The sequence below is a fragment of the Glutamicibacter sp. MOO4 genome (assembly GCF_056934395.1).
In genome coordinates, this window is the sequence record NZ_CM167800.1 from 180,796 (window position 1) to 193,156 (window position 12,361).

Here is a 12,361-nt window from a genome sequence, read left to right on the forward strand (position 1 = left end):
GAATCCTGCATGGTTATTCGGCCTCAATATGGAACTTGCAAATCACGTGAACACTCAGGCCCTGGCTGCTACCCGGCAGGCCTATCAATCACGGTCTTCGGTCATTGCTTATACCGACGGTTCGCTTCCTCATCACGGACAAGATCGAGGTGCCGGAGTCATGGTCACCATGCAAGGACATTGGGCTTCGCAAGTTGCACCCAAGCGTTTTTCACGTAGTCCGTTGATGGCAGAAACCACTGGGGCATTATTGGCGCTTCGCCACACGCCCGTAGATTCGGACCTCATCATGTTTAGCGACTGCAAGGCGTTGGTCAAATCCGTAAATGATGCCGTCAGTGGACTTCAGGGCCAACGGGGCGCTCATGACATCGCGATTGATGTAGCGATGGCGCGTCGCAGGGGAGACACTCGTGCTATTTGGGTGCGTGGGCACAACGGCAATTGCTTTAATGAAGCCGCTGACCGGATGGCCGTACTCATGGCACGACACTTCAACGCAGGAATTAATCCCGAGCAGACCTATTCCTTGATGCAGAAGATTGTTGCTGAGGAACTCTCTGAACTCGCACTAGCCGTGTAGCGCGGGATTGGGCTGAACCGCCAACGGTGGTTACAGCCCTCGCCCTGCTTCCCAAAGACTGTCCGAGGTTCCCGTGAGTAGTGAGTTCAACGAGACTGCTTGCGTATCGGTGAATGAAGCAATGTAATCGACGATGGCTCGTGCCTGACCCAACCGTTGAATTTCGTTCGGTCCAGCCTGAGAGAACAGTTCAGGGTTGGTCTCTCGCAGATGCCGGTATTCCTCCGTCGTTGCTTCTACAGAATCTAAAAGCCGTCGCGGTGCGCGGCCTGCGTCATCTGGATCATTGAGCCAGGTATTAAATCCTTCTGCCAAAGAGCGGATGATCCTAGTCTGGCCGCGCTGATAAACGGCCAAGTCGGACCGGTCCAGAACGAAGCGTGAGTGTACAAACTTGAGGACAACAACGTCATGCCAGGCCTCCTCGCTCAGACGAATATGGCCGCTACGAACAATCGGTGTCCGATCAACCGTCACCGATGCCTGGAGCCTGTCGATCCAACGGCGCGTAAAAGCGGTCACCGCACGATCGGCCTGCAGCCCTCCGTCATAAGGAACCGCTAGGAGTCCGTCAACCAAGTCATGGTCCACGCGTCGCACGGAATCACGGAACGCATCAGGATTAGCGATCCAAGGGTCCTTTGCCACAAGGCGACGCCAAGTTAGCTCCAAGGCGTGCCCTGGTTGGCGCTGATCCAACTCTGCCGTCTTCAGCGTTTTGAGCTCGGCAGAGTGATCCAGCCATGCTCGTAATTCGGCCGAGACGCTCGTGTACTGCAAAATGCCGGCGCGGTAGAAATCATCAAGGTCATGGACCGCGTAAGCAATGTCGTCAGCAATATCCATTACCGAGCATTCCAAGGTCTGCTGATATTGGGCAATACCGGGAAATACTGAAAGTACATCTGCCATCTCTGCGGCTTCGATGTCGTAGGCAGAGTATTTCATCGCTCCGGCAGATGGGTCTGTGCCGATGCCACGGGGCAGCAGCTCTGGGGAAATCGGTCCCTTACTTCGCCACTCATTGCGCGTCCAGGGGTACTTCAAAACCGCTGCCCGAACCGCTCGTGTGAGGTTCATTCCGCGTGGAGTAGCTCCGCAACTGTCCAAAGCGGTGAGGATGCGGAAGCTCTGAGCGTTGCCCTCAAAACCGTCCGGCAGGCCCAACATATTACGGGCGACCCGATCGAGTTCTTGTTCGCCAAGATGACCAAAAGGTGGGTGGCCTAGGTCGTGTGCTGCGGCCGCCGCCTGTACAACCACAGGGTCGCAACCACCCAAATCGGAGATTAGTCTCCTAGTTGATTCATCTGTTGATCTGAGGTTGATCGCGATGGAGCGAGCCACTGCCGAGACCTTGAGCGAATGCGTCAAACGGTTATGCACCAGGGTTCCCGAACCACCCTGCGGAATCACCTGCGTGACCGAGGAGAGACGTGAAAAATACGGAGAGAAGCGGATGCGTTCTACGTCAACGCGGAACTCATCCTCACCAGCATGATCCTGCTCGGCGATGTCGCGGACTCGTCCGCCGGTCTGATGCGTTTTAACTCTGGTATCCATCGTAGGAACCAGCCTAGGGGATCGGCTGCTCAACGCCGAGTCAATTGATGATTCGGTTGGCGAGTTTTTCACCGTGCGCAAAGGCAATGACCTGATTTACTGCCAGTTCACTGACCAGAGCAATGAACTGCCCGGTGTCTCCAGCCATGTGCGGGGTGATGATGCAATTCGGCGCGCTCCACAGTGCATGATGTGCCGGCAGCGGCTCGGGGTCGGTGACATCCAAGGCCGCATGCAGCCTGCCGGATTGCAGTTCCGGTAACAGCGCTTCGGTGTCGATGAGGGGCCCGCGACCCACATTGACCAGTAACGAGCCGTTTTTCATTGCCGAGAGGAATTCGGCATCGACAAGCTGCTCGGTTTCCGGGGTCTGCGGCAGGGCAACAATCACCACATCGGCGGTGGGAAGAACAGCCCGGAGTTGATTAAAGGAATGAACAGGGTAGCCCTGCTCATGGACTCGTTCAGTGCGGGCAATAGAAGTTAGCTCGGCAGGTTTGAAGGGCTGCAACCGCGAGCGGATTTCACTGCCCACTCCACCAGCACCAAGGAGCACCACCTTAGACCCGTGCAGCGAGCTGGTCCATGTTCTGGTCCACTGCCGCTCGCGCTGCTGCTGGCCGACTCGCGGCAGCTGGCGCAGAGATGCCAGAACCAAAGCAAGGCAGTGTTCGGCGGTGGCGTCTTCCACGGCACCCTTGGAATTTGTTAATGACACTTGTTTCGGAAGATGCTCCAGAACCCACTCGTATCCGATGGAAAGCAGGTGGACATGCTTCAGTCCCTTGATGCGAGAGACTCTTGAACGTAGACGAGGGTTGCTCGGACGTTCGGTGACCAGGACGTCGGCTTCAGGCGCATCGTGCGGATCATCGTCGATGTGCCACAGGATCGGTTCTATGCCGGGAAGCGTCAACTCGTCGACGAGATCCTGCCAGGGGACGAGAACACGAAGGATCAAGGAAATTCCAATCATCGGTGGGTACATGGCTATTGTGTCTGTTCTGTCTGTAGCTGGACAAGTCCGGCGTCAGAAGTGCACTCAATCGTCGAGCGCCGAGCGTATTGGTCTGCGTGGAAATGATCCAGTGGATAGAATCAGGGTATGACTCAAACTTCAGAGCGCAATGGCCGGAAGGTCTCAGCAGGTTCCACCTCGACAATGGTTATCGGATGGACGTTGGTAGTAATCGGCCTAATCGTTTTCGTGCTCGGAGAACCGGCTGGAGGCGGGCTGCTGGTGGTGTCCGGAGCCGTGCTCCATGCCGGCGCGATGGTTGCCGAGTCCAACCGCCGGTAGGCGCCATATCGGTTCGGGACGTAGTTGTGTGCCGAGGTCAAGAACCAGAGAAGCCGGACAAATCGGAACTTGTACGGGACGCCCATTTAAGTCTTGGCGTGCACTTGCCCAGCCTTGGCAGTGGTGCGGACGCGCAGCAGCCCACGAGGTGCATTCTCGGCTAGCTATCTGTAGTTGCAGTAGGCCTTGGCGAATCAAGAAGCGCCGAGCATGGTTCCAGCGAGGCGCGCTTCGATCTATATCCGCACAATGCGGACTTTTCCGTATCGGCGGCCCACGCATGGTGTGAGTTCATGTTGGACACGGTTCAGGACGCCGGGGCGCCGTGGACCAATCTGAACGGTGCATAGTTAGTCCAAAGTGTCGGCGGCACTTCCTATAGTTCAGTTATGACTACAGAAGAGACAACCCTCTGGGTTCAGGCGGCCGCTGTGGTGGTTGCCGTTGGTGCGTCCATTGTTGCGTTGATTGTGTCGGCGTTGGATCGGCGCAACGCCCGATCAATCGCGGCGAAGGACCGCGAACTCGCAGTGAGACAAGCGACGCTCATGTTTGAGCTTGAATCGTTATTGCGCCTTGGACAGCTCCGCCGTCGTGGCGGTCATGTCGACAAGGAAAAGAGCACTGACATGGGTGCCGAAGCGGCGGCACTGGTCGGCGCGCTAGGTGCGGAGCGATTGCCGAAGAATTGGCTAGGCGCCGTTGATCGTGACGATGCAGGGTTGCGCGCGTTCGTGGACGACGAATCGAACGAAGAATGGAAGAGAAAAGCGGTAGAGGTCCAACTGGCGCTAAATGCCGTGACCGCCGAAATACAAGAACTGCTTCGTGGACAAAAAGCCGAATAGACAGTCATTGATTCGGCGATTGCCCCTAGCGATTTGTGAGAAAATTCCATTGTGGTTCTTCAGTTAATGGGCTACATTAGATTCAATCATCAATCTATCGGCACAGGTCAGCATGTATTTATTTGCAAATTCATGATTCATGATGACGTGATGCATTACGCCGATTCGCACCCTTTGAAGCAGGATAATTGAAAACTAAATTAGGCGCGGCAGCAATGTCCACTGTACTAATCTCAGGATTGGTGCTTTGTGGCCCGGCAGCAAATGCAGAAGTGGTTACGGACGAGGCCATTTCGAGTCCAGCTGAATCTTCAGCGTCAGTTGACTCTCCGACGGAGCCAGTCGTCGTTACTGTTGCACCGGAATCGCCTGTAGAAGAAGTCATCGAATCAGAAGCGGCCGTCGTTCCGACTGAGTCAGAGGCGACTCCAGATGTAGAAGAGCCTGTCGAGGTTGCAACGTCAGAACCTGCTATTTCCCCGACACCCGAGCCCTCGGAAACCCAAGCAGACCAGTCAGATGTGGCCGTCGAATCTGAGCCTATGGTGGCAGAATCCTCGTCGGCCCCGGAGCCCGAAGCCACAACGGAGGTTACCGCCGAAGCAAGTGAGTCAGCAGAGTCCACGAGCACGCCAACGGACGTTGCAGACCAGGACGAAGACCCTCGCTGGGCCCAAATCGATGCTCTGATGCCTGAGGGCAGCGAGGATTGGGACGAAGCTCAATGGGAAGCTTTCGAGCAAACTGAAGCCGGGCAGGAGATGAACCGTCTTCTTGACGAATTGTTTGCTGAAGATGACATCTGGGACGAAGAATCCGAGCTTTCCGACGAAGAGCTGGCTTTCTGGGAGTCCATTACCGACCTTCTTCCCGAGGAAAGCTTCGACTGGGATGAAGCCCAGTGGGAAGCTTACTTAAGCACCGACCAAGGCCTCGAACTGCTTGACCTGATGCTGCCATTCATCGCCGAAAGTATCGAAAGCGATGAAGACGCCACTGAGTTCCAGGCGTTCCTCGAAGAAGTCTTTGCCCATAATCCCGAACTGCGAGCGTACTACCTTGAATTGTTCTTCGGGATCCAGCCGGAGCAAGAAGACGATGATATCGACGAACCACAAACTGATCAGGAGATGGTTCCATCGGAGAGTGAATCTGCGTCGGCTAGCGCAGAAATCGAGCCTGCCGGGGATGTCAGTGCAGCGCCTTCGGCTAAGAAGCACGACACAAAGAAGAGCGCCGACTCCGCAACACCAGTACTGGCGAACACTGGCTTTGACGGAGTCACCGCTGGAGTAGCGGGGCTGCTGGTGGCCCTTGCCGGTGTGATCTTTGTTGCTCTCGGCCGTCGAAAGTCGACCAAGCACTAACGCAAAGAGACATTGGACCAGCTAAAGCCGTTCGGCCGCCGTCTATGAGACGGCGGCCGAAGAGTTTTAACCGTTTAGGCGTGAATTTTCGTTGAGGTGATGCCACGAACGGTTGTGGTAAACCAACGCGTCACCAAGTTCGCCCGGCTGAGCATCACGTTCAATGTGCGCCTGCAGAGCGCGGGCAACAATCACCGTGGAAGTTCCGGCCTGAATCCGTTGAATAACATCGCAGCGGACCCACGCACGAACGTTGTCAAACACCGTTTCGCCGGTGCTTAAACGTGTCCACGACTGGCTCTGTGCGAAGCGGTCAATGCCGCTGGTTGCACCCAGTTTGGCAACCTCAAGGTCGTGCACATCCAGGCTATGAACGACGATCGTTGCCGCACGAGAAAGAACGTCGGCAGCCGAAGATAACGCCGAGATCGAAAAGACCAATAGCGGTGGATCAACGCTGATTGATGCCACCGAGGTGGCAGTGAGCGCAACGGGCCCGTCGCCAGCATCTGCCGTAATGACGCTGACACCACCCGGGTGTCCGCGGAAGACAGCTTTGAAGTCATCCGCGGATAGCGAATCGGTAGCGTCGATGGTGACCTTAGACGCTGGCACCGACGAGCTCCTCGCGCAGGATGGACGCTCCGGCGCTCAAAGCGCTGAGCTTTGCCAGCGCAGTGTCGCGAGGGAACGGTGCCATGCCACAGTTGGTGCTGGCAATCAGCTTGTCCGCGTCCACAAATTCCAACGCCTTGCGCAGAGTCTGAGCGACTTCTTCTGGACTTTCAACGGTTTCACTGGCTACGTCGATGGCGCCGAGCATGACCTTCTTGCCACGGACCATCTCAACGACTTCAATCGGCACGTTGGAGTGGTGCGATTCCAAAGATACGGTGTTGATGGTTGAAGCCTGCAGCAGTGGGAAGGACTTCTCGTAGTGGCGCCACTGAGCGCCGAGGGTGGCCTTCCAATCATTATTAGCCTTGATGCCGTAACCGAAACAGATGTGAGCGACGGTTTCAGCTTTTAACCCTGCGCATGAGCGCTCCAGCGCAGCAATGCCCCAGTCAGCAACTTCGTCAAAAAAGACGTTGAACGCTGGCTCGTCGAACTGGATGACATCCACTCCAGCGGCTTCGAGTTCCTTGGCTTCCTGATTCAGGATGGTAGCGAACTCCCAGGCCAATTTTTCGCGGCTCTGGTAGTGAGCGTCATACAAGGTGTCCACCATGGTCATTGGGCCAGGCAACGTCCACTTAATCTGCTTGTCAGTGTATGAACGCAGGAACTTTGCATCGTCAACAAATACTGGCTTTTTTCGCTCTACTGCACCAACAACAGTGGGCACGCTTGCGTCGTAGCGGTTGCGGATGCGCACGGTCTCACGCTTTTCAAAGTCAACACCGCTCAGGTGCTCAATGAAGGTTGTGACGAAGTGCTGACGGGTCTGTTCGCCATCGCTAATGATGTCGATGCCACGCTGAGTCTGCTCCAGTACGGCAGCGCGCATGGCATCTTGCTTTCCTTCGCTCAGCTCGGAACCTTGGAGCTTCCAATCGGACCACAGGGTCTCAGGTTGGGCCAGCCATGAAGGCTTGGGGAGGCTGCCGACGATTGAGGTTGGAATTAGCTTTGAAGTCATCGTTTATCTTTCGATTCTCAGGCGACAGGAGTTGGGCAGGTGGCGGAAAATTGGTTGAGCAATTCTTGATTAGGGATGATGAAGTGCTCCTGCGTGTACTTACCCTGGCTAGCTCCGAGTCGGGTGCGTTCTTCGCGGTCGTAGTCGATCCGAGTCGGAGCGAAGTCCTGAGCGCTCAGGCTTGGACGGTAGACCGACGGGGCAGCACAATTGGCGTTGTAAATCTCGGGGCGGTAGATCTTCTGGAAGGTCTCCATCGTGCTAATCAGACTGATCAACTGCAGGTTGGTGTAGTCATTGAGTAGATCGCCACGGAAGTAGAAAGCCAGTGGAGCTACGGAACCTGCAGGCATGAAGTAGCGCACCTGCAAACCCATTTTGCCGAAGTAGGTATCGGTCAGGGAGTTCTCGTCCTGCTGGTATTCCAAGCCAAGGACCGGGTGACTATTGCCGGTGCGGTAGTAGGTTTTGGACGTGGAGACGCTGATGGCGACCACTGGCAACTGGTTAAAACGCTGCTGGTAGGCTTCCGAATCCAAGAAATGCTGGAAGAGCTGGCCGTGAAGGTCGCCGAAATCTTCAGGTAACTTAGGAGCACCCGAGCCGTTGCTGGCCGCCGGAAGCACCACACTGAAGTCATAATCACGGACGTAAGAAGAGAAATTATTGCCCACCATGCCATGGCTACGGGTACCGGTGAGGCGGTCGACAACGATGGTGTCTAGAACTTCAAGAAGCGGAAAATCCTGCTCTTCATTCTCGGCGGCAAAATGCACGTTGGCCGAGATGATTTCCAGTTCGAGCTCATAACGATCTCCGGCAGGATTGTCCCAGTGAGCCAGCGAATTGAAGCGACGGTTGATCATCGTCAGGGCGTTGCGCAGGTTCTGTTGGCGATTCTCACCACGGGCCAGATTTGCGAAGTTTGTGGTCACTCGCGAGGTGGCACAGGGAGTGTAATTCTCGTCGAATTTGGTGGTGCTAATGCTGAAAGTGAACTCGTCTGCCATGGCGGCCAATCTTGTGATGAGGGCCTGGGCAGGCCGAAAGTAAGTCGATGCGTCCATCATGCAGGGTCTTCATTGATATCAGGTAACTCGATATAACTATGGATTCATATAGACTCAATCTATGGTTCAGGGAACAAGCGGTTTAACACTCCAACAGCTTCGCTACTTCACCGCGGTCGCTACCGAGGGCTCCATCTCCGGTGCCGCCGACTTAATTTACGTCGCACAGCCCAGCATGTCCGCAGCGATGAAAGAGCTCGAAGCACGAGTGGGACGCACCCTGCTGGTCCGCTCGGCAAGGGGAGTGACGCTCACCCCCGAGGGGGCAGAATTCCTGGGTTATGCACGCCAGGTCCTAGAGCAGGTGGAGCTTCTTGAGCATCGCTACCTCGGCCGGCCTTCGGCGCGGCGCTTGCTTGGTGTCTCCACGCAGCACTACTCGTTTTCGGTTGACGCCTTTGTGCGCATGGTTCAGGCCAGCGGCGCAGAGGAGTACCAATTTTCGCTCCGGGAGACCCGCACCGAGGAAATCATCGAGGACGTACGCACCCTACGCAGCGACATTGGGATCTTGTACCGCAACGACTTCAACCGCAAAGTGATCGACAAGCTGCTGCGCGAATCCAGGCTTGTCTTCCATCCGCTGTTCCTGGCCGATCCGCATATTTTTATTTCACGCAGCAACCCGCTGGCCTCGCGTGCACAGGTGACGCTTGAAGACCTCGAGGACCTGCCGCGGCTTACCTTCGACCAGGGTGCAAACAACTCCTTCTACTTTTCCGAAGAGGTGCTCTCCACCCGTTCAAGCCAACGCGAAATTCAAGTCTCGGACCGCGCCACGATCTTTAACCTCATGATCGGCTTGGGCGGGTACACCATCTCCACCGGCATCATCAGCGACGAGCTTGATCCCTCCATCGTTGCCATCCCGCTGTCCATCGACGAGCGAATCGAGATCGGTTGGATCGACCACGCCGGGATCCCGCTCACCGATCAAGCGCAACTTTATTTGGAAGAAGTGCGTGCGGTGGTCGCCAGCTTTGACGTTGAGGTGCTGGGCTAAAACCGTAACAGTGTGTCATCTCTAGCCTTCGAGTCGTCACACTAGCAGGGCAAAACTGCTAGATTCCGCGGATTATGCTCAAAGTGGCGCGTCATAAACAGGTCGTAAACCCCGTGTCATCATGACAACTTGGCGACATATGAAGCGTGGCGACCTTGTATGAAGCCGTGAGCCCGATGCCGCTTGCGCCGCCCGGGGCAGATATCGAACCATGGAAGAACAACAAACCATCAAGAGCGACTAAGAGATCTGGCTCGAAGACGTCGCAGCAACCATCGGGAAACCGAAAGGTGCTAATGCCAGGGACGATGGAGCAGTTCCGAACGCTTTTAAGCGCACTGTGCCTCGTACCAAGTCAGTGTTCGGGCTTTGGTACGGGTTACATCTTTCGGTGCACTCCCTCGCTAGGAAACGAGAAGGAGCTATGAGCCAAGGAACCGACGCTGTCCACGCAGGGTATCGACCAAGCGGAGATTTCCGCCCGATGCTGCCACCACTACATAACTCCGCAGCGTACCAATTTGAATCCCATGCTGAAGCGATCGAAAAGTTCGCTTTGCGCCAGTCCGGGTTCACCTACTCACGCACCGGTAACCCCACCGTTTCAATCCTCGAACAGCGTGTAGCCGCGCTGGAAGGTGGAGCTCAAGCGGTGGCCACCGCCTCGGGACAGGCAGCTGTTTCACTGTCCCTGTTGGCGCTGACCCAGGGACCTAAGCACATTGTGGCGTCTTCCTCGTTATACGGTGGCACGGTGGACCTACTGACCGACTCCTTCGCCGACTTTGGCATCCGCGTCAGCTTTGTTGACCAAGCCGATCCGGCAGCCTGGGCCGGGGCCATCGAGGATGAGACCCGCGCGTTTTTCCTAGAGTCCGTGTCCAACCCGCTGTGCACGGTGGCCGATCTTCCCGCCATTTCGGCGATCGCCCACGAGCACAACATCCCGGTGGTCGTGGATAACACCCTGGCCACCCCGTTGAACTTCCGTCCGCTGGATTTTGGCGCGGATATTGTGGTCCACTCGGCTACCAAGGGTCTGGCCGGCCATGGCTCGGTACTAGGCGGCGTGGTGGTGGATTCGGGAAAGTTCGACTTCTCCGATCCGCTGCGTTGGCCACAGATTGCCGCCCCACGAGTGAGGTTGAACAATACTTCCTTGCTCGAACGCCACGGCTCTGCTGCCTATGCGATGCTGGTGCGTTCCAAGTTCCTGCACGATCTAGGTCCGGCATTAGCTCCGGCCAGCGCCCAAGGCATTTTGGCCGGCATCGAAACTTTGCCGGTGCGTGCAGCGCATGTACAGCGCAGCGTGAGCACCCTGATCCAAGAGCTCTCCGGCCACCCGGGCATCGCGGCCATCCACCACCCGTCGCTGTCCAGCCACCCGAGCCACACCTTGGCCCAACAGCTCACTCCCAAGGGCACCGGCTGCGTGCTGGCCATCGAGCTGGCGCACCCGTCGCTGGTTTCCCCGGTAATTGATGGGCTAGAACTGATCAGCTTGGCCGCGAATGTGGGGGATACCCGCACGATGATTTCACACCCGGCCACCATGACCCATTGCCGGCTCTCGGCCGATCAGTTGGCCGACGCTGGCCTGAACGCCTCCACCCTGCGCCTTTCGGTCGGGCTTGAAGATCCTGTGGATCTGCTCGCGGACCTGAACCGTGCGCTTGATAATGCACTAAACCGGGCCCTGGCCCCACAAACTCAAGGAGCATGATGACTGGCTTCAACACTCAGGCCGTACACGCAGGCCAGGAAAAAGACCCACACACCGGCGCGGTTGTTCCGCCGATCTACCAGACCAGCACCTTCATCCAAGACGGTATTAACGTACTGCGATCCGGGCACGAATACTCCCGCGGCTCCAACCCCACCCGCGACGGTTTCCAAGACCAGCTCACCATCCTAGAAAACGGCGCGGCCGGTTTTGCCTTCGCCTCAGGGATCGCCGCCGAAGATGCGCTGCTGCGTGCCGTGCTGGAACCGGGCGATCACATCGTTCTGGGCGCCGACGGTTACGGCGGCACCAACCGGTTGATCTCCAAATTGCACAGCAAATGGGGCATCACCTCCTCGGCGGTAGACATCACCAACTTGGATTCGGTGCGAGCTGCACTGCAGCCCAATACCGCCCTGCTCTGGGTTGAAACCCCGTCCAACCCATTACTTGGCATCGCCGATCTAGCCGGCTGGGCCCAGCTGGCCAAGGAAATTGGTGCGCTGCTGGTGGTTGATAACACCTTCGCTACCCCTTATCTACAGCGCCCGTTGGACTTCGGCGCGCACGCGGTGGTGCACTCCACCACCAAGTACATCGGCGGGCACTCCGACGTGCTCGGTGGTGCGGTAATTGTGGCCGATCACCTCTTCCGCGGCCAGTCCCTGGCCGAAGCGGTCGGCTACCAGCAGTTTGCCGGCGGTGCGGTGGCCGGACCGCAGGATTCCTACCTGGCCGCCCGCGGACTGAAAACCCTGGGCCTGCGCATGGAACGTCACTGTTCTACCGCCGATAAGCTGGCCCGCTGGCTTGATGCTCAGCCCGAGGTCACCCGCGTGTACTACCCGGGGCTGGAAACTCACCCCGGACACGAACTGGCCAAGCGCCAGCAACGCGGTTTTGGCGGCATTGTTTCGCTGCAGCTCACCGATGAAGCCGGCGCTCGCGCCTTCGCTGAATCCATGGAGTACTTCCAGCTCTCGGTCTCCTTAGGCGGGGTTGAATCGCTGGTCTGCTATCCACGCGAAATGACCCACGCCTCGCTGATTGGCACCGAACTGGAGATCCCGGCCAACCTGGTCCGCCTCTCGGTGGGCATCGAAGAGGTCGAAGATCTGATCGCCGATCTGGAACGTGGGCTGATTGCCGCCCGCGCAGCGTCGAACGCCTCGCGATCCGCGGCCAAGCCCGTAACCCAGGGAACCCGCCAGAGCGCATCCGCTTTCGCTACCGCGTAAATATCCACAGCTATCCACAGC

Annotated in this window: 12 protein-coding genes and 1 riboswitch; of the genes, 7 read left to right on the forward strand and 5 right to left on the reverse strand. The window is 57.2% G+C overall.

Annotated elements, in window-relative coordinates; genetic code table 11:
- The first annotated feature begins 28 nt into the window (after positions 1 to 28).
- The gene (locus tag AC1Z3F_RS00825) at positions 29 to 583 is read left to right on the forward strand and encodes an RNase H family protein (protein WP_483566335.1); all 555 of its coding nucleotides are present in this window, start codon (positions 29 to 31) and stop codon (positions 581 to 583) included.
- A gap of 30 nt (positions 584 to 613) precedes the next feature.
- On the opposite strand, the gene AC1Z3F_RS00830 is transcribed toward AC1Z3F_RS00825, so the two are convergent.
- On the reverse strand, positions 614 to 2,146 hold the full coding sequence (locus AC1Z3F_RS00830; RefSeq protein WP_444612816.1) for a deoxyguanosinetriphosphate triphosphohydrolase family protein: 1,533 nt from the start codon (positions 2,144 to 2,146) through the stop codon (positions 614 to 616).
- A gap of 40 nt (positions 2,147 to 2,186) precedes the next feature.
- A complete protein-coding gene (locus AC1Z3F_RS00835) occupies positions 2,187 to 3,134 on the reverse strand; it encodes a 2-hydroxyacid dehydrogenase (RefSeq protein ID WP_483566336.1) in 948 nt (315 codons plus the stop codon).
- 117 nt (positions 3,135 to 3,251) lie between these two features.
- Between AC1Z3F_RS00835 and AC1Z3F_RS00840 the strand changes: the two genes are divergently transcribed.
- The 3 genes from AC1Z3F_RS00840 (at position 3,252) to AC1Z3F_RS00850 (ending at position 5,661) form a co-directional block, all read left to right on the forward strand.
- Positions 3,252 to 3,446: a hypothetical protein gene (locus AC1Z3F_RS00840; protein WP_131090241.1), complete on the forward strand. Its 195-nt coding sequence runs from the start codon at positions 3,252 to 3,254 to the stop codon at positions 3,444 to 3,446.
- A gap of 389 nt (positions 3,447 to 3,835) precedes the next feature.
- Positions 3,836 to 4,294 carry a hypothetical protein gene (locus AC1Z3F_RS00845; RefSeq protein WP_131090240.1) on the forward strand — a complete coding sequence of 153 codons (459 nt, stop codon included), beginning with the start codon at positions 3,836 to 3,838 and terminating at the stop codon, positions 4,292 to 4,294.
- Positions 4,295 to 4,509: 215 nt separating this feature from the next.
- The gene (locus tag AC1Z3F_RS00850) at positions 4,510 to 5,661 is read left to right on the forward strand and encodes a hypothetical protein (RefSeq protein WP_483566337.1); all 1,152 of its coding nucleotides are present in this window, start codon (positions 4,510 to 4,512) and stop codon (positions 5,659 to 5,661) included.
- Positions 5,662 to 5,727: 66 nt separating this feature from the next.
- On the opposite strand, the gene AC1Z3F_RS00855 is transcribed toward AC1Z3F_RS00850, so the two are convergent.
- From AC1Z3F_RS00855 to AC1Z3F_RS00865, 3 genes are read right to left on the reverse strand one after another with little or no spacing between them, the layout of a single operon-like run.
- Positions 5,728 to 6,276 carry a flavin reductase family protein gene (locus AC1Z3F_RS00855; RefSeq protein ID WP_262198249.1) on the reverse strand — a complete coding sequence of 183 codons (549 nt, stop codon included), beginning with the start codon at positions 6,274 to 6,276 and terminating at the stop codon, positions 5,728 to 5,730.
- Positions 6,263 to 7,303 carry a methionine synthase gene (locus AC1Z3F_RS00860; RefSeq protein ID WP_483566338.1) on the reverse strand — a complete coding sequence of 347 codons (1,041 nt, stop codon included), beginning with the start codon at positions 7,301 to 7,303 and terminating at the stop codon, positions 6,263 to 6,265. Before AC1Z3F_RS00860 ends, AC1Z3F_RS00855 begins: the two co-directional genes overlap by 14 nt.
- 17 nt (positions 7,304 to 7,320) lie before the next feature.
- Complete coding sequence (locus AC1Z3F_RS00865; RefSeq protein WP_444612820.1) at positions 7,321 to 8,313, reverse strand: putative oxygenase MesX; 993 nt, start codon at positions 8,311 to 8,313, stop codon at positions 7,321 to 7,323.
- A gap of 121 nt (positions 8,314 to 8,434) precedes the next feature.
- Here AC1Z3F_RS00865 and AC1Z3F_RS00870 point away from each other — a divergent pair, with 121 nt between their 5' ends.
- The 3 genes from AC1Z3F_RS00870 (at position 8,435) to AC1Z3F_RS00880 (ending at position 12,340) form a co-directional block, all read left to right on the forward strand.
- Positions 8,435 to 9,376: a LysR family transcriptional regulator gene (locus AC1Z3F_RS00870; RefSeq protein ID WP_483566339.1), complete on the forward strand. Its 942-nt coding sequence runs from the start codon at positions 8,435 to 8,437 to the stop codon at positions 9,374 to 9,376.
- 224 nt (positions 9,377 to 9,600) lie between these two features.
- A riboswitch (SAM riboswitch) is annotated at positions 9,601 to 9,691 on the forward strand.
- Positions 9,692 to 9,800: 109 nt separating this feature from the next.
- Complete coding sequence (locus AC1Z3F_RS00875; protein WP_483566340.1) at positions 9,801 to 11,102, forward strand: O-acetylhomoserine aminocarboxypropyltransferase/cysteine synthase family protein; 1,302 nt, start codon at positions 9,801 to 9,803, stop codon at positions 11,100 to 11,102.
- Positions 11,102 to 12,340 carry a cystathionine gamma-synthase gene (locus AC1Z3F_RS00880; RefSeq protein ID WP_483566925.1) on the forward strand — a complete coding sequence of 413 codons (1,239 nt, stop codon included), beginning with the start codon at positions 11,102 to 11,104 and terminating at the stop codon, positions 12,338 to 12,340. Before AC1Z3F_RS00875 ends, AC1Z3F_RS00880 begins: the two co-directional genes overlap by 1 nt.
- The last annotated feature ends 21 nt before the right edge of the window (positions 12,341 to 12,361 follow it).